Origin of the sequence: Nonomuraea aurantiaca (assembly GCF_020215705.1) — a bacterium.
GTDB lineage: Bacteria > Actinomycetota > Actinomycetes > Streptosporangiales > Streptosporangiaceae > Nonomuraea > Nonomuraea aurantiaca.
This window is the reverse complement of record NZ_JAIWNB010000038.1, coordinates 29814-45168: the sequence shown is the minus strand read 5'-3', so window position 1 is coordinate 45168 and position 15355 is coordinate 29814. Positions and strand designations below refer to the sequence as shown.

17 protein-coding genes are annotated in these 15355 nt (G+C 69.8%); 8 read left to right on the top strand and 9 right to left on the bottom strand.

The window, feature by feature from the left end; genetic code table 11:
• Positions 1–189 precede the first annotated feature (189 nt).
• Complete coding sequence (locus tag LDL49_RS49600; protein WP_225301940.1) at positions 190–459, top strand: DUF1918 domain-containing protein; 270 nt, start codon at positions 190–192, stop codon at positions 457–459.
• Between the two features lie 111 nt (positions 460–570).
• The gene (locus LDL49_RS49595) at positions 571–1014 is read left to right on the top strand and encodes a CBS domain-containing protein (protein WP_225301939.1); all 444 of its coding nucleotides are present in this window, start codon (positions 571–573) and stop codon (positions 1012–1014) included.
• On the opposite strand, the gene LDL49_RS49590 is transcribed toward LDL49_RS49595, so the two are convergent.
• The 4 genes from LDL49_RS49590 to LDL49_RS49575 all read right to left on the bottom strand — a co-directional run bounded on the left by LDL49_RS49590 (position 1008) and on the right by LDL49_RS49575 (position 4125).
• On the bottom strand, positions 1008–1280 hold the full coding sequence (locus LDL49_RS49590) for a calcium:cation antiporter family protein (protein ID WP_225301938.1): 273 nt from the start codon (positions 1278–1280) through the stop codon (positions 1008–1010). The genes LDL49_RS49595 and LDL49_RS49590 overlap by 7 nt on opposite strands.
• Positions 1258–1479, bottom strand: coding sequence for an SdpI family protein (locus LDL49_RS59525; protein WP_225301971.1), 222 nt, complete (start codon positions 1477–1479; stop codon positions 1258–1260). Before LDL49_RS59525 ends, LDL49_RS49590 begins: the two co-directional genes overlap by 23 nt.
• 166 nt (positions 1480–1645) lie before the next feature.
• Positions 1646–3235, bottom strand: coding sequence for an ABC transporter permease (locus LDL49_RS49580; RefSeq protein WP_225301937.1), 1590 nt, complete (start codon positions 3233–3235; stop codon positions 1646–1648).
• A complete protein-coding gene (locus tag LDL49_RS49575; protein WP_225301936.1) occupies positions 3232–4125 on the bottom strand; it encodes an ABC transporter ATP-binding protein in 894 nt (297 codons plus the stop codon). The genes LDL49_RS49580 and LDL49_RS49575 overlap by 4 nt, the downstream gene beginning before the upstream one ends.
• A 597-nt stretch (positions 4126–4722) precedes the next feature.
• Between LDL49_RS49575 and LDL49_RS49570 the strand changes: the two genes are divergently transcribed.
• The 3 genes from LDL49_RS49570 to LDL49_RS49560 all read left to right on the top strand — a co-directional run bounded on the left by LDL49_RS49570 (position 4723) and on the right by LDL49_RS49560 (position 7858).
• Positions 4723–5277: a CBS domain-containing protein gene (locus LDL49_RS49570; protein WP_225301935.1), complete on the top strand. Its 555-nt coding sequence runs from the start codon at positions 4723–4725 to the stop codon at positions 5275–5277.
• Positions 5274–6566, top strand: a complete 1293-nt coding sequence (locus LDL49_RS49565; RefSeq protein WP_225301934.1) for an ArsB/NhaD family transporter — start codon at positions 5274–5276, stop codon at positions 6564–6566. Before LDL49_RS49570 ends, LDL49_RS49565 begins: the two co-directional genes overlap by 4 nt.
• Positions 6567–6628: 62 nt before the next feature.
• Positions 6629–7858 carry a cation:proton antiporter gene (locus tag LDL49_RS49560; RefSeq protein WP_225301933.1) on the top strand — a complete coding sequence of 410 codons (1230 nt, stop codon included), beginning with the start codon at positions 6629–6631 and terminating at the stop codon, positions 7856–7858.
• Positions 7859–8093: 235 nt separating this feature from the next.
• On the opposite strand, the gene LDL49_RS49555 is transcribed toward LDL49_RS49560, so the two are convergent.
• Entirely contained in the window at positions 8094–8789 is a 696-nt protein-coding gene (locus LDL49_RS49555; RefSeq protein WP_225301932.1) for a DUF998 domain-containing protein, read from the bottom strand.
• Positions 8790–8938: 149 nt separating this feature from the next.
• Here LDL49_RS49555 and LDL49_RS49550 point away from each other — a divergent pair, with 149 nt between their 5' ends.
• Both LDL49_RS49550 and LDL49_RS49545 read left to right on the top strand, forming a co-directional pair.
• A complete protein-coding gene (locus LDL49_RS49550) occupies positions 8939–9397 on the top strand; it encodes a GbsR/MarR family transcriptional regulator (protein WP_225301931.1) in 459 nt (152 codons plus the stop codon).
• A gap of 1 nt (position 9398) precedes the next feature.
• Positions 9399–10601 carry an FAD-dependent monooxygenase gene (locus LDL49_RS49545; RefSeq protein ID WP_225301930.1) on the top strand — a complete coding sequence of 401 codons (1203 nt, stop codon included), beginning with the start codon at positions 9399–9401 and terminating at the stop codon, positions 10599–10601.
• Here LDL49_RS49545 and LDL49_RS49540 read toward each other — a convergent pair.
• From LDL49_RS49540 to LDL49_RS57750, 4 genes are read right to left on the bottom strand one after another with little or no spacing between them, the layout of a single operon-like run.
• Positions 10586–11731, bottom strand: coding sequence for an FAD-dependent oxidoreductase (locus LDL49_RS49540; RefSeq protein ID WP_225301929.1), 1146 nt, complete (start codon positions 11729–11731; stop codon positions 10586–10588). The two genes, LDL49_RS49545 and LDL49_RS49540, sit on opposite strands and share 16 nt — an antisense overlap.
• Positions 11731–12750, bottom strand: coding sequence for an NAD-dependent epimerase/dehydratase family protein (locus LDL49_RS49535; RefSeq protein ID WP_225301928.1), 1020 nt, complete (start codon positions 12748–12750; stop codon positions 11731–11733). The genes LDL49_RS49540 and LDL49_RS49535 overlap by 1 nt, the downstream gene beginning before the upstream one ends.
• Positions 12747–13451, bottom strand: a complete 705-nt coding sequence (locus LDL49_RS57755; protein WP_308016287.1) for a CocE/NonD family hydrolase — start codon at positions 13449–13451, stop codon at positions 12747–12749. The genes LDL49_RS49535 and LDL49_RS57755 overlap by 4 nt, the downstream gene beginning before the upstream one ends.
• Positions 13349–14407 (bottom strand): CocE/NonD family hydrolase, encoded by a 1059-nt coding sequence (locus tag LDL49_RS57750; protein ID WP_263656517.1) that lies wholly within the window; start codon positions 14405–14407, stop codon positions 13349–13351. Before LDL49_RS57750 ends, LDL49_RS57755 begins: the two co-directional genes overlap by 103 nt.
• Before the next feature lie 158 nt (positions 14408–14565).
• Here LDL49_RS57750 and LDL49_RS49525 point away from each other — a divergent pair, with 158 nt between their 5' ends.
• Positions 14566–15036, top strand: coding sequence for a GbsR/MarR family transcriptional regulator (locus LDL49_RS49525; RefSeq protein WP_225301927.1), 471 nt, complete (start codon positions 14566–14568; stop codon positions 15034–15036).
• Positions 15037–15355 lie beyond the last annotated feature (319 nt).

Sequence of the window (15355 nt, the reverse complement as noted above, 5' to 3'; positions counted from 1 at the left end):
GCTGTGGCGGCCTGGGCACAAGCTTCGGTTCCACCCGTGCCTTTGTTCGACCGGCACCTCAGACCGGACTTCTGAGGGCCGAAGGTCCCCCGCCGAGGAGACCTCCGGCCCTGCTGGATACCGACCGAACCCTGCAGGGTGAAAGCGGGTAAATACCACCGCTTAGTACCCGGAGAAGAGGAGATCGCCATGAAGGCGGCAGTGGGTGATCGACTGATCGTGGAGGCCACACGTGGCACCAGCACGCGCCATGAAGGATTCATCATGCAGGTGGACCACCCGGACGGCTCACCGCCCTACCTGGTCCGCTGGCTGGACACCGAACGCGAGACCCTCGTCTTTCCCGGCCCCGACGCACGAGTGGTCCAAGCCGGGCGAGCTGATCTCGCGCCTGCTACTTCGGCGACGCACCTGGGACCATCGGGTACAGCTCCGGCAGCCTGGACTTCCTCAGCTTGACGAACGGCCCGCATCCACTGTGTCCGACCTTGACCCTCATTGATAGGTTCTCTACAGGTGTGCCGGGAAGTCTGGTCGGCAGTCATTCGTCGATCGCGAAAGGTGCCCACCATGCGTGCTCGAGATCTGCTCACCGCCTTCCCCACAGTTACTCTCGACACCGCGGTGACCGACGCGGCCCGGCTGCTGGCCGATCAGGACCTGCCCGGTCTGATCGTCGTGGACGAGCGCGGGCTGCCGTCCAGCATCCTGCCTGGCACCCAGGTGCTGCGCTTGGCCGTGCCCGGCTATTGCCAAGATGATCCGGCACTGGCGCGTGTGGTGGACGAGGCGCACGCCGATGCCTTCCTCGCCTCGCTGGCAGGCTGGCGCGTGCGCGACGCCTTGCCCGCCCATGCGCGCGAGCTGCCGGTCACTGATCCCGAGGCCACCGCGTTGGAACTGGCCGCATTGATGGCCCGAACGCACAGTCCGTTGGTGGCGGTGGTCAGCGGGAAACGTTTGCTGGGCGCGGTCACCCTGCAGGCGCTGCTGGACAGACTGTTCGCTCAGTGAGCATGCTCGGCGCGTACGGGCTGATCGCCAAGGATGTTGGATCCGACCAGGCTGCCCGCAGCGAGCTCGACCTGCCCATGCACGCTCGCCGTACCCGCGACGACCAGCTCGGGCGCGCTGGTCCCGAACCCGATCACCACCACGCCGACCACGACCGGCTGAACCCCGAGCCGCTCGGCCGGCCGACCCGAGCCGAGGACCAACTGGTCGGCTGCCAGCGCGAGCACGGCCAGGCCGAGCAGGCTAAGCAGCGCGAGAGTCAGCATCGCGGGTCCTCCAAGAGTAGACGACCGTGGTGATCCCCGACCTCAGGATGCCGATCAGCACGAGCGGCAGCAGCGCAGCCACCTGGACAACGAAGGGCACCACAACCAGGACCGCGCCGACGGTCATGAACATTCGCCCGCCCAGCCGATGGGTCCGCGTCCAGGAACGTTCTTCAGCCAGCGCCCAGAGTGTGTGGATGCCGATGATCTAGTTGGGGCGGGTCGCCGGTAGAGCATGGCCGATGGCTTCGCTGAACGCTCCCAGCGCGGCGGCGACGAGCCTGATGAAGGGGACCCGGCCAGCCACGGTGTCAAGCACCGATCATGGTGGGACGGGTGTTCACCCCAGGACAGCTCCCAACAAGTCAGTTGCCAGCCAGGTCACGCCGCTGGAACGCGGCGACACCGGCCAGTGCGAGCGCCATCGCGATGGCGGTCAACCAGAGCAGCGGCGTGGCGCTCACCTCGCCACCGGGCGCCTGGGGCAGGTGGGCGAAGGGCGACAGGCTCCTTATCCAGTCATCGAGCTGGAGCAGCTCGCCGAGCTGGCCGAGCAGAGCGAAGGCCACCAGAGCCGCCCAGGCCAGGGCGGTCAGCCGGGGCAGCAGGCCGAACAACAGCATCGCGATCCCGGCCGACACCCACGCCGCGGGCACCTGTACCCAGGCCGCACCCAGCAGCCGGATGACCTGCTCGCCAACCTCGCCTGTTCGCACGCCGTGCGCCAGCCCGGCCGTCAGGCCGCCCGCCGTGATGACGATCGCGGTGCCGCCCAGAGCGATGACCAGGTGGCTGAGCGTCCACCGCCAGCGTGGCACGGCCGCCGCCAGTACGGGCTCGGCGCGGACGCCGGCCTCTTCCCCCTGCAACCGCAGTGTGGCCTGTACGGCGAAACCGCCCACGGCCAGGCCGAGCAGCCCCATCACGGCGGCCAGGAAGGTGTCCACGAGCGCCCCCGCGCCGCCTATCCGCTCCAGGATCGCAGCGAGCTGAGGGTTGTCGTTGACGATGTCGCCCACGCTTTGGGCCAGCGAGCCGAGCATGGCCCCGCCGATCGCGAAGCCGATCATCCAGCCCAGTAGCCCGCCCCGCTGCAACCGCCATGCCAGCGCCAGCGCACTGGCCAGGTTCGGGGCCGCATCCGATGGGCCCAGCCGGGGCGGCAGCAGTCCAGTGCCCACATCTCGCCGCCTGGCCAGCAGCGCGGCTAGTCCGACCAGGATGAGTCCGGTCAGCGCTAACGGTCCGACGACCCACCAGCGTTCGCCGGCGAAGGCTCGCACCCCCTGAGCCCAGCCCAAGGGCGACAGCCACGACAGTGTCTCGACACCAGCGGCGTCACCTGAAGCCCGCAGCAGGTAGGCCAGGCCGAGTACCGAGATGGCCAGCCCGTTGGCGGTGCGGGCGTGCTCGGTCACCTGCGCGGCCACCACGGCGATGCCGGTGAACACCCACCCGGTGCCGCCCACCGCGAGCCCGGAAGCGAGCGCGCCGGAGCCGGGAAGTCCTTGGCCGGTCAGAGCCACGGTGAGGAGGAGCGCGATGAGGAGGTTGGCGCCACCCGCCACGATCACCGCGGCTGCCGGGATCGCGTGGCGGCCGACCGCACAGGCCCCGATCAGCTCGGCGCGGCCGGTTTCCTCCTCCGCGCGGGTGTGCCTGGTGACCACCATGATGCTCATCAAGCCGGCCAGGGCGGTGGCCAGGGTGGTCGCTCGCCAGGCGGTCAGACCGCCTACCGACGTCGCGTCGAAGACCGGGCCGGTGAGCGCCTGCAGCGCGGGGGTCGAGCCGATGGTGACGCCCAGGGCGAGGCGTTGTTCCATGCCGGGGTAGAGCTCGCCGATCGCCGAGGCGGTGCCCGCGATGGCACCCGTGATCACCATGATCCAGACCGGCAGGAGGAGGCGGTCACGGCGCAACGCCAGCCGTACCAGCGCGAACGTGCCCGTCATGACGCGCTCTGATAGTGCCGCAGGAACAGCTCTTCCAGGGTGGGCGGCTGGCAGGTCAGGCCACGTACGCCCGCGTCGGTCAGCAGTCGCAGCGCGCCGCCGAGCCGGTCGGCCTCGACCTCGAAGCGCACCCGGGAGCCGCTGATGGCCAGCTCGTGCACGCCCGCCAGCTCGGCCAGGCCGTCGGGGATCCGGTCGAGCTCGGCGGTGATGGAGCTACGGGTCAGGTGACGTAACTGCGCCAGGGTGCCGCTCTCGACGGCTCGGCCGTCGCGGACGATGGTGACCCGGTCGCACAGCGCCTCGACCTCGGACAAGATGTGGCTGGACAGCAGCACCGTGCGACCGTTGCCGCGCTCCTCGGTGACGCACTCGCGGAAGGCGGCCTCCATCAGCGGGTCGAGCCCGGCGGTCGGCTCGTCCAGAAGCAGCAGTTCCACGTCGGAGGCCAGGGCCGCGACGAGGGCCACCTTCTGCCGGTTGCCCTTGGAGTAGGCGCGGCCCTTCTTGGTCGGGTCGAGGTCGAAGAGCTCCAGCAGCGCCTTCTTGCGCCGCTGGTCGAGCCCGCCGCGTAGGCGCCCGAGCAGGTCGATGGCCTCGCCGCCGGACAGCGTCGGCCAGAGCACGACGTCGCCGGGTACGTAGGCCAGGCGCCGGTGCAGCTCGACCGCGTCGCGCCATGGGTGGCCACCGAGGAGTTCGGCGTGGCCGGAGCCGGCCCGCAGCAGGCCGAGCAGGATGCGCAGAGTGGTGGTCTTGCCCGCACCGTTCGGGCCGAGGAAGCCGTGGACCTCGCCCGCTTCCACGGTGAGATCGAGTCCGTCCAGGGCACGCACGCGCCCGAAGGTCTTGGTCAGCCCGCTGATGAGAATGGCAGGATTGCCCGACATGGGCGCCTCCCTGAAGCCGGTCCGATATGACGTTGCCGACCAGACTTCCCGGCGCTCCGCAATCGACGTTAGCAGCACCGAACCCTCCACACCAGACACACCTCAGTAGGCGCGGTGCGGCCGTCCATGCGGGTTCTCGACGAAGCTTCTGCGTATGGACGCGACGGCGAGCCCAGGCTGCACGCGACCGGCGAGCGGAGCCGATGAGGAGCGGTGGGCAAGGCCGGATAGTCGGCCACGTTGAAGGCCGGCTCAGGGCTCGCCGGGTTGGACGCGTTGCTGACTGAGATCGGCAGGCTGACTTCGGTGCGCGCGTTAGGGCTGGATGAAGCAGGTGACCGCAGGGACCCGTAGGGACGCCCGACGTGAAGGTCGGCACCGGGTCTTCACCGCAGTAGGTGTCGGCGCACGGACTCGTGTGCACCCACGCCGTGCGGGAACCGTGCACAGGGCCGCGTTGTCCGCTTACGCCGTCGCGCCCGGCGGTGGGCATCGCACCGGAGCTCGGCGACGCGGGGCCTGTCCACTCTCGCGGTGATGCAGGCCATGTTCGGCGCGAGCACGTCGTGGTAGCGCTCGGTTAGATTCGACACCTCGATGACCGGCACGCGTCCGCTGTCCCCGATCTTGACGCTCCTTGATAGCCTTCTTGCAGGTGAGCCGGGAAGTCTGGTCGGCAGTCTCATTGCCGATCTTGAAAGGCTCGCCATGCGCGCTCGTGACCTGCTCGCCGCCTTCCCCACCGTCACCGCTGACGCTCCGGTGATCGAGGCCGCCCGGCTGCTGGCCGAGCAGGATCTGCCCGGTCTGATCGTGGTCGATGATGCCGGGCTGCCCGTCAGCATCCTGGCGGGCACCCAGGTCCTGGCGTTGGCCGTGCCTCGCTATTGTCAGGACGATCCGGCGTTGGCCCGGGTGGTGGATGAGAAACACGCTGATGCGTTCCTGTCGTCGCTGGTCGGTCGGACGGTGCGTCAGGCGCTGCCGCCCAGGCCGCGTGAGCTGCCGGTCACCGACCCGGATGCCACCGTGCTGGAGTTGGCGGCGCTGATGGCGCGCACGCGTACGCCTCTGGTGGCAGTGGTGGAGGGGGGTCGCCTGCTGGGTGCGGTCACCCTGCAGGCGCTGATGGACCGGGTGGTGCCCTCATGACGGCTCTGGCTTGGTTGTCGGTCGCGGTCTTCCTCGGCGCCTACGCGCTGATCGCCTCCGAAAAGATCCACCGGGTGGCCGCCGCACTGGGCGGCGCCGGGATCATGCTGGCCATTCACGCCACCGACGCCCGTGCCGCGTTCTTCTCCGAGAAGAGCGGCGTCGACTGGAACGTCATCTTCTTGCTGCTGGGCATGATGGTGATCGTCGGTGTGCTGAAGCAGACCGGCGTGTTCGAGTATCTGGCCATCTGGGCGGCCAAACGCGCTCGCGGCCGGCCGTACCGGCTGATGGTGTTGCTGGTCGTCATCACCGCGCTGGCCTCGGCGCTGCTGGACAACGTCACCACGGTGCTGCTGATCGCGCCGGTCACGTTCCTGGTGTGTGAACGGCTGGCGCTGCCGGTCGTGCCGTTCCTGATCGCCGAGGCGATGGCCTCCAACATCGGCGGCGCGGCCACCCTGGTGGGCGACCCGCCGAACATCATCATCGCCAGCCGGGGCGGGCTGAGCTTCAACGACTTCCTCGTCCACATGGCGCCGATGATCATCGTGTTGATGGTCGTGTTTCTTGGTCTGTGCTGGGTCATGTTCCGTAAGGCGTTCGTCTACGATCCGGACCGGGCCGGTGAGGTCATGGCGCTGGATGAGCGGGAGGCGATCGCCGACCGCAGATTGCTGTGGCAGAGCCTGACGGTGCTGGCACTGGTGATGGCGGCCTTCGTGCTGCATCCGGTGTTGCACTACGAGCCGTCGGTCGTGGCCATCCTCGGGGCGGGCTTGTTGGTGGCGGCCACCAAGGTGACCACCGAGCAGGCCATCGCCGAGGTCGAATGGCCCACCCTGGTGTTCTTCATGGGCCTGTTCGTCATGGTCGGCGCGCTGGTGCAGACCGGCGTGATCGGCCAGGTCTCCACGCTCGCCGTCGAGGCCACCTCGGGGCAGCTCGCTCTGACCACGATGGCGCTGCTGTGGGCCTCAGCCGGGCTGTCGGCGATCGTGGACAACATCCCCTACGTCGCCACGATGAGCCCCATCGTCGCCGACCTGGTGCAGGCCAACGGCGGACACGGCCCCGGGCAAGTGCTGTGGTGGGCGCTGGCCTTCGGCGCCGACCTCGGCGGCAACGCCACCGCCGTCGGCGCCGCCGCCAACGTCGTTGTGATCGGCATCGCCGCCCGCAACGGGCACCCGATCAGCTTCTGGCAGTTCACCAAATACGGCCTCATCGTCACGGTCGTCACCGTGGCGCTGGTGACGCCGTACCTGTGGCTGCGCTACCTGACGTGATCACCTTTGCCGGCGAGAGCGCTGGAAGGCGGACTGATGAGCGAGGATGAGAGGGCTGCCTGATGGGTGTTCTGCTGCTCGCGTTCGCGGGCGTGCTGTTGCTGGCCGTACTGCTGTCCAGTCTGGCCCATCGCACGATCTTGTCCACGGCGGCGCTGTTCTTGGTGGCCGGGTTCGTGCTCGGCGACGGCGCGCTCGGCGTGGTGTCGCTGGCGCCCGACGAGGAGTTAGTGGGGACGCTGGCGGAGCTGGCACTGTTCGCGGTGCTGTTCACCGACGGGATGCGGGTGGGCTGGGCCGAGCTGCGCAGCGCGTGGCGGCTGCCGGGCCGGGCGCTCGGCTGGGGGCTTCCGCTCACCCTGGCCATCACCGCGGTGGGTGCGCACTACCTGGTCGGGCTGGGGTGGATCGAGTCGTTGCTGATCGGCGCGATCCTCGCGCCCACCGACCCGGTCTTCGCCGCGGCGCTGGTCGGTAACGACAAGGTGCCGCCCCGGCTGCGGCAGCTGCTCAACGTCGAGTCCGGCGTCAACGACGGCCTGGCCTTGCCGTTCGTGATGGTGTTCCTGGCCGTCGCCGCCGGATCGCAGGACCTGCATCTGGGCGAACTCGGTTGGGAGCTCGGGCTGGGCGTCGTGATCGGGGTGGCCGTGCCATGGCTGGCGATCACGCTGGAGCGCACCCGCTGGTTCTCGGCCTCCACCGCCTACGAGCCGCTCAACGCGCTGGCGATCGGGCTGCTGGTGCTGGCGCTGGGCAAGGCCACGCACGGCAATCTGTTCCTGGCGGCCTTCTCGGCCGGGATCACGGTGGCCACCTTCGGCGAGCGCCAGCGCGCGTCGTTCGAGCACTTCGGGGAGCTGCTCGCGGAGCTGTTCAAGCTGGCCGCGCTGCTGGTGTTCGGCGCACTCATCAGCCTGCCCCTGCTGGGGTCGGTCGGCTGGGCAGGCTGGCTGTTCGCCCTCCTGGCGCTGGTGCTGGCCCGGCCGCTGGCCATCTGGATCTCCTTCCTCGGCTCCGGTTTGACAGTGCGCGAGCAGGCGGCGGTGGCGTGGTTCGGGCCCAAGGGGTTCGCCTCGGTGGTCTACGCCCTAATCGTGCTCGCCTCGGGTATCGCCGCCTCCCAGCAGGTCTTCCAGCTGGTCGCGGTCACCATCGTGGCCTCGATCCTGTTGCATTCCTCCACCGACATCGTGGTGGCCCGCTGGTTCGACGACGAGCGCGAGGTGCCCGCCTGGTACGGCGCGGCCCGCCGGCTGCGAGCGCGGAGCCGGCGGGAAGAGGAGAGCTGACCGACTTCGCCGTACTGGGAGTCGGCTTCGGCCCTGTACGGCCCCAGCCACAGACGCGTGTGAGGGTGGAACGAGTTTTGCGCGTGTCAGTTTGCGTGGCGAGCATGACGAGCGCCCAGACGAACAGGGCGCCGTCAACAGAACCGCCATCAGTGACCGGTGAGCGCCGCCGCTTTCGTTGAACGAGCGGCGGCGCCAGCGGTCCGCGCGTGGTGCACCCGTCGGCGCACCGGGATCAGCGATGGGTCTTGTCTCCCGGGGACATCGCTGATGCCGAAGGGCTGTTGGGGTGGGCGCGGCGCAGGTGCACGCCCACCGCCACGATCCAGCAGAATCCGGCCAGTAGGGAGAGGTGTTCGAGCAGGCCCGCCGGGGCTGGTCGGCAGATCCCTAGGGTGTCCAGCCTGTAGGCGATACCGGCGGCGAAGGCGAAGACGATAATGAGGGTTCCGGACAGCCGGGAGTAGACGACCCAGGCGCGACTCGTCTCGCCCAGGCGTCTGGCCAGGACGAACGCGGCAGCGCTGAGTCCGGCGAACAGGAGGAAACCGGCCACCTGGTGGACGATGCCGGAGGCGGTGACGACGTTCGGCTGCCCAGGCGGGTAGCCCAGGGCGGGATTGGTGGGCACCAGCCCAGCCACGACCAGGCCCGCCGCCGTCGCCGCGAGCAGGATCGGTCCCCAGGTCGAGCCGCGCCCGCCACGCAGGGCTCTCCGGACTCCGGCGGCGAACGCTGCCAGCAGCAGCCCGCCGAGCACGAAGTTGATCGTCTGCAGCCAGGCGCGCTCGCCGGTGCCGAGCTGGCTGGCGCCGTGGTGCCACAGGCTGTAGCCGGGCCGGGTGGCGCCGTCGGCCCACAGCAGCACCGGAACCAGGACGCCGGCAGCGATACCGCTGCCGAGCAGCACCGAAAGGGTGCGTGAGGTCATCGGGAAAGCCCTCCTCCTTCTCCGTGACGGCGAACGTCACGGGCCGACCAGACTTCCCGGCTCACCTATGGTGGCGCCTCAGGCGGGCACCCTTGTATTTAAGCCATTTTAGCTCATACTGTAATGACTGACTAGGGAGTGAGGCCGGAGTGAACGAGCACGAGCGGCTGCTGGAATGGGTGGAACGCATTGCCATGTACTTGGCGCGCGACGGGGTGCCGCCGATCGCCGGGCGGGTGCTGGGCTGGCTGATGGTGTGCGACCCGCCGGAGCAGTCGGCCGGGCAGATCTGCGCGGCCATCGGCTCCAGCCGGGCGTCGTTGACCTCGAACCTGAGAATGCTGTCCAGCATGGGGTTCTTGACGTGGCGGACCCGTCCGGGTGAGCGCACCGTCTACTACCGGCTGGCCGAGGACGCCTGGGCCGGGGTGGTCCGCCAGCAGATCGCCGGCATCACCTCGTTCCTGGACATCACCCGCGACGGTCTGAGCCTGCTCGGCGAACAAGAGGATCGGGCAGGCAGGATCCGGCAGGCGCAGGCCACCTTCGAGTGGATGGCCAAGCTGTTCGAGGGCGCCCCGCCCCTGCCGAGCGGGAAGGAGCGCTGAGGTGGCCGGACACGCGATCGTGATCGGCGCCGGCATCGGCGGGCTGGCCGCTGCGCTCGCGCTGCGCCGGATCGGCTGGCAGGCCACCGTGCTGGAGCGCGCGACGGCGCTGGGCGAAGTCGGGGCGGGCCTGTCGCTGGCCCCTAACGCGATGCGCGCGTTAGAGGTGCTGGGCGTCGGCGAGCAGGCCCGCGCGGCCGGCGTGCCGAGCATGGCCACCCACCACCTGCGCCTGCCGTCCGGCCGCTATCTGGTCCGCGCCCCGGCCGCCGGGGGCCCGCCGTTGCGGGCCTTTCGCCGCGCAGTGCTGCACCGGCTGCTGCTGGACGCGGTGCCCGAAGGGTGGGTGCGCACCGGCGTGGAGGTCACCGGCATCGACGAGACCGGCCCGCACGTGAACGTCGCGGGGGTGAGCGCTGATGTGGTCATCGCGGCCGACGGCATCCACAGCGCCACCCGGCGGCAGTTGTGGCCGCAGGCGCCACCACCGCGGTTCCTGCGCTACACCGGCTGGCTCGGTCTCGCCGAACTCGCGCACCGGGTAGGACCCAGCGGCCCGGCCGGCTTCGAGGGCAGCGTGACCATGGGCGACGGCGGCTACTTTCTCATCCACCCGATCAGCGAGCGCCATGTCTACTGGGCGTTCGGCACTACCGCCGACCGGCCCGGCATCCGCTACGGCGACGAGGCGGCCGAGGTCCGCAGCCGCCTGGATGGCTGGCACGACCCGATCCCCGCCCTGGTGGCGGCCACCGACCCGACGACGATCCGTCGCATCGACATCCACGACCTGGCGCCGCTGCCGAGTTTCGTCAGCGGCCGGGTGGCCCTGCTGGGTGACGCCGCGCACGCGATGAGCCCTGACCGGGGTCAGGGAGCCGGCCAGGCGCTGGAGGACGCCGTGGTGCTGGCCGCCCTGCTGAAGGATGCCGCTGACGGCATCCCGGCTGCCTTGGACCGCTACGACCGCCAGCGTCGGCCGCGCGCTCAGTACATCGCTCGCGACGCGCACCGCACTGGTCAGCAGATGGTCAACGGCGGTCCCGTTGTCCGGCGGCTCACCCCCACCATGCTCCGGCTGATCCCCGCGACGTTGTGGTCCCGGATGCTCGCGCCCAAGCGCAACCCCATGTGGAGCTGGCAGCCGCCTCAGCTGGACCGTGGCGATCTGGATCTGGGCAGGAGTGATCAGCCCTTGATGTAGCGGCGCGTCATGTAGCGGCGGACCGGGCCCAGGGAGGCCAAGCGCAGCGGCAGTCGGCTCAGCCACAGCACGACGGGGTTGGCCGGGGCGTAGACGCCCTTGACCCGGCGGCCCAGCTTCTGTTTCTTCTCCACCTCCGGGCGTAGTCCGGCCTCCCAGGTGGTCAGGGCGGCGCGGATGTCACCCGGGTTGTTCTGCAGGGCCGTGCCAAGCAGGTCGGCGCCGCCGACGGCCAGGGCTGAGCCGTACCCGGCGAACAAGGTGACGCACCAGGCGGCATCACCCAGCAGGACCACTCGACCGTGGCTCCACCGGTCGAGGACCATCTGGCTGATGGTGTCGAAGTAGACCGATTCGGTCGTGGCCAGGCCGGCCAGGGCTTCGGGCACCACCCAGCCCATATCGCCGTAGACCTCGGGGAGCACCTTGTGGGGGTCCTGGCCCGGGGTGCCGCGGTCGGTGCGGTAGCCGAAGAAGGCGACGTTGCGGCCGTCGCCGACGCTCATGACGGCTACCGTTCGGCCGCCCTGCGACAGGGTGCCGGTGGTGCCTTCGGCGATGGCCGCCGGCCGCTTGTCCAGCATGTAGACGGCGACCATGTGCTCCAGATCGAGGCGGTAGTCGTCTTCGGGGCCGAAGACCAGGGCGCGGGTGGCCGAGTGCAGGCCATCCGCGCCGATGAGCAGGTCGGCGTGTTCGACGGTGCCGTCGCTGAGGGTGGCGTGGATGGCGCGCTCGTCCTGCTCGACGGCGTTGATGGTGGTGGCGAATCGGATCTCGACGGTGTCCGCGACCGTCTCGTACAGGACGGTCTCGACGTCGCCGCGCAGGATGTTCATCGACCGCTGACCCATGGTGGCCGCGATGGTGGCGCGGTCGAGGGAGAATCGGCGCTCTCCGCCTGGCTTGTGGTAGACAAGCTCGCTGGTGACGAAGGCTTTATCCTTCAGCGCGGGCAGGATGCCCATGCGCTCGGCGGCGTCGTAGCCAATGCCGCCGAAGCTGACCCCGTAGCCGCCGCCGCGCCGCTGTGGAGCGCGTTCGATGAGCAGGGTGTCCCAGCCGATCTGGCGCAGGCGCAGGGCGGCGGCCAAGCCGGCGATGCCGGCTCCGATGATGATGGCGCGCATCAGGTTCCTTGGTTGTCGGGCGAGAGCAGGGCGAGAAGGTGGCGTTCCTGGGCGGGGTCGAGCCAGGTGTCGGGGGAGGGCGCGTCGGGGCGGGGCATTGGGTCGCCTTCGGCTTGCAGCCAGGCCCAGGTGTCGGCGAGGGTGTCGCGCAGCGGGCGGACGGTCAGGCCTGCGGCGAAGGCGGCGCTGACATCGGCGTCGTGCATGCCGCTCGGCGCGCTGCCGCCCGGCAGCCGCAGCCCGAACTCCATCCCCAGCAGGAAGCCGTGCTCGTGCAGTAGCTCCGGTGGGGCCCACACCAGCTCGGTGTCGAAGCCGGTCACCTCCAGGACGGTCCGCAGCAGCCGGCCGATCGTGATCGCGCCTGGGTGACCGGTCACGGTGAAGGCGCCGGTGAGTCCTTGCTCGGCGGACTCCAGCATCCACCTCGCCATGTCGCGGGCGTCGATGTACTGCAGTGGCCCGTCCGCCGGGCTGGGGGCCAGCACGCGGCCGCCTTTCTCCAGTCGGCGCAGCCACCACGGGATGCGGCCGACGTCCTCGTATGGTCCGAGGATCATTCCGGCCCTGGCCAGCAGGGCACGCTCGGGGAAGGCGTCGATCACGGCGAGCTCACCGCCGCGCTTGGCCGCGGCGTAGTCGATGCCGTCTTCGCTGCTGGGGTCGCCGTCTACCAGCGGGGCGTGCTCATCCGCATTCGCAGGCCAGGGCCAGCGGTGCACGCCGCGGCTGGAGACGTAGCCGTAGTGTCCGGTCCGGTCGGCCAGCAGGCGAGCGCTGTCGCGTACGACTCGCGGTGCCCAGGCCCAGGTGTCAATGACGGCGTCCCACGCCTGCGTGCCCAGGGCGGCGCGGACGGCGTCGGGGTCGGTGCGGTCGGCGATCAGGACCTGCACGCCCGGCGCGGGCGGACGGCTGAGGCCCCGGTTGAGCGTGCTCACCTCATCACCGCGCTCGAGTGCGGTTTCCACGATGGCGCGGCCCACGTGGTGAGTACCGCCGAGGACGAGCAGTTTCATGACGCTCCAGAGGTGATGGGCAGCCATACGGCTGAGGGGTGGTCGTGGTCGTGAAAGATTTCGTGCTCGGACGGGTGCAGGCTCCGCCCGGTGGCCAGCGGCTCGCCGGTTCCCGGATTACGGCCGAAGCGCGGGTGGGCGCCGCTGGAGATCTGCAGCCGGATGCGGTGACCACGCCGGAAGCGGTGGGCCAGCGGCCACAACACGATGTCGGCCACCCGGACACCGCCCGGCCCATCGCCCGGTCCATCGCCGCGCGGATCGTGGAGCGCCGCGCTGGGTGCCTGCATCCGGACGATGCCGTCGCACACATTGACCGAGCGCCCCCGTGGATTCACCTCGCACACGCGGGCGAAGTAGTCGACGTGCGGGATCGAGGAGCGCGCGTACAGGCGGACGCGCACCGGGCCGATGGCCTCGACGTCCGCGGCGAGGGGTTCGGTGGTGAAGGTCAGCACGTCGGCTCTGGCCTCGATGGCGCGATTGTCCTTCGGACCCGCGGACACACTCACCACCGTGCCGCCGACCGTGGGGGTTGGATCCGCTGGATCATAGCGATAGCGGCTGGGCACACCGGCGACGGCGGCTGCCGTACGGCTCAGCCTCCCGTCCGGCTGCAGGTACCACGGGCTCGGCTGGTGTGCGGGAGGCCAGGTGGGCGACTCGATCCAGCGTTCGGCGCCGGTGACGAACAGCCGCACCCCTGACTCAACGTCGTGGCCGAGCAGGGCCGCGTCCAGTGCGGCAAGGGCGTCGCGCATGCCCTCGCGGGTGTACAGGCCCGGCCGTGTCCCCACGGCCCGACCAGCAGCCGCACCTTCCGTCCCGCCGCCTGCAGCGCGGCGTGATCGTCCAGCATGCTGGACAGGAAGAAGTCGTGCCAGCCGCCCTGCAGGTGCACCACCGGCGGCATCCGCTCGGCGTTGGCCCGATGGTCCATCCGCGCCCAGTAACCATCATCCGGGTCGTGGGCGATCCACTCCCGAAACCAGCTCACCGCGTGCCCGGTCAGCTCCCGGTCGGCCTCGCCCACCGGCAGGCGCAATGTGGCCCGGCGCAGTGTGCGGCCGGCGGACAACGCGGCGAGCATCTGCCGCACGGTGGAGAAGCCGCTGGTGAACATCGTGTCCACGAGCTGCACCCAACCCAGCGCGTTGCCCAGGGCGAAGACGCCGCCGGGATACATGAAGGCGTGGGCGAAGGCGGATGGCGCGTCCTGGATGAGGGCGATCTTCCATTCCGGGATCTGGCGGGCGGCCAGCTCCCATTGCGCCAAGCCCAGGTAGCTGGCTCCCCACGTGGCCAGCTGATCGCCGAACCACGGCTGAGCGCGTAGCCAGGTCAGCGTGCCGTCGGCGTCGGCGGGGTTGATGGTGAACCCGTCGAAGCGGCCGCCCGATCCGGCGGTGCCGCGCAGGCTCTGATACAGCACCTGGTAGCCGCGCTCGGCCAGGAGCGCGGGCATGCGGTCCAGCGCGTTGCCCCTGCCGTACGGGCTGCGCAGCAAGATCAGCGGCGGCTGACGCAGATCGGCGGGGTAGCGGCGGGTGGCCAGCAGACGCGCCCCGTCCGCGGCCGGGATCGCGATGTCGCGCTGTACCCGCACCGGGTGCCGCACTGCGGGACGCACGCCGGACAGACGGCTGAGGAAGGTCATCGGGTCAACTCCTGGGTCGACAATGCTGCTCGCCGACCAGGCTTCCCGGCACACCATCGAATCTCCGAGACGGAGCCGATGTTAGCAATATAGCGAATCTTCAGAACTTTCTGAACCCTTCCGAGGTTCGCTATCCTGTCGCCTACCGGAGGTGACGTGTGAACGACAGGCACGAGCAGTGGCAGGCGGCCGAACGACTGGCCCTGACCTTGACCGAAGGCGGACTGCAGCGCATGGCCGCCCGGACGCTGGCGGTGTTCCTGTTCACCGACGCCGAGACGGTCACCATGGGCGACATCGCCGACCAGCTCGGCGTCAGCGCCGGCTCGGTATCCGGCTCGGTCAAATCCCTGCTGTCGGTCGGCCTGATCGAACGCCTGCCCGCGCCCGGCAGCCGCCGCGAGCACTACCGACTACGCGAAGACGCCTGGGCCACCCTGTTCTCCACCCAGAACACCGTCGTCCAACTCATGCTCCAGGCCGCCGAGACCAGCATCGCCACCACCGCAGCCAACGATCCCGCGCACCGACGCCTGTCGCAGATGCGCGACTTCTACCAATTCCTGTTCCAAGAGATCCCCACCCTGCTGCACCGATGGCAACAGCACCAGGCCACCCGCCCCGGATGATGTTTCCCGCGAAGACCGGAGCCAGGCTCCCGCGCTGTCCAGGCTTCCCCTCTTCACCTCGGGAAAGAACGCCCCTCGTGAAACGATTCGCCTGAAATCGCAGGCGCCAGCGCTAACGATCCGACCGGGGTGTACCGCGATTTCGATTCAAGAGCTGCTGAAGGCTTCACTGCTCGGGCATGGGCCGATGATCGGCCAGAACCTGTATGCGGACCCCGGCCAAGTCCTTCGCGGACACCGCGCGATCCCGATCGCGCAGCCAAGAGCGGCAACATCACGGTGAGCTTCGACGTCCTGTCCTATGTGGGCATGCTGACGA

Excerpts from the sequence above, each read along its gene's own strand:
- LDL49_RS49600 (WP_225301940.1), top strand. The coding sequence starts at position 190 with ATGAAGGCGGCAGTGGGTGATCGACTGATCGTGGAGGCCACACGTGGC.
- LDL49_RS49595 (WP_225301939.1), top strand. The coding sequence starts at position 571 with ATGCGTGCTCGAGATCTGCTCACCGCCTTCCCCACAGTTACTCTCGAC.
- LDL49_RS49590 (WP_225301938.1), bottom strand. The coding sequence starts at position 1,280 with ATGCTGACTCTCGCGCTGCTTAGCCTGCTCGGCCTGGCCGTGCTCGCG.
- LDL49_RS49580 (WP_225301937.1), bottom strand. The coding sequence starts at position 3,235 with ATGACGGGCACGTTCGCGCTGGTACGGCTGGCGTTGCGCCGTGACCGC.
- LDL49_RS49575 (WP_225301936.1), bottom strand. The coding sequence starts at position 4,125 with ATGTCGGGCAATCCTGCCATTCTCATCAGCGGGCTGACCAAGACCTTC.
- LDL49_RS49570 (WP_225301935.1), top strand. The coding sequence starts at position 4,723 with ATGACCGGCACGCGTCCGCTGTCCCCGATCTTGACGCTCCTTGATAGC.
- LDL49_RS49565 (WP_225301934.1), top strand. The coding sequence starts at position 5,274 with ATGACGGCTCTGGCTTGGTTGTCGGTCGCGGTCTTCCTCGGCGCCTAC.
- LDL49_RS49560 (WP_225301933.1), top strand. The coding sequence starts at position 6,629 with ATGGGTGTTCTGCTGCTCGCGTTCGCGGGCGTGCTGTTGCTGGCCGTA.
- LDL49_RS49555 (WP_225301932.1), bottom strand. The coding sequence starts at position 8,789 with ATGACCTCACGCACCCTTTCGGTGCTGCTCGGCAGCGGTATCGCTGCC.
- LDL49_RS49540 (WP_225301929.1), bottom strand. The coding sequence starts at position 11,731 with ATGCGCGCCATCATCATCGGAGCCGGCATCGCCGGCTTGGCCGCCGCC.
- LDL49_RS49535 (WP_225301928.1), bottom strand. The coding sequence starts at position 12,750 with ATGAAACTGCTCGTCCTCGGCGGTACTCACCACGTGGGCCGCGCCATC.
- LDL49_RS57750 (WP_263656517.1), bottom strand. The coding sequence starts at position 14,407 with ATGACCTTCCTCAGCCGTCTGTCCGGCGTGCGTCCCGCAGTGCGGCAC.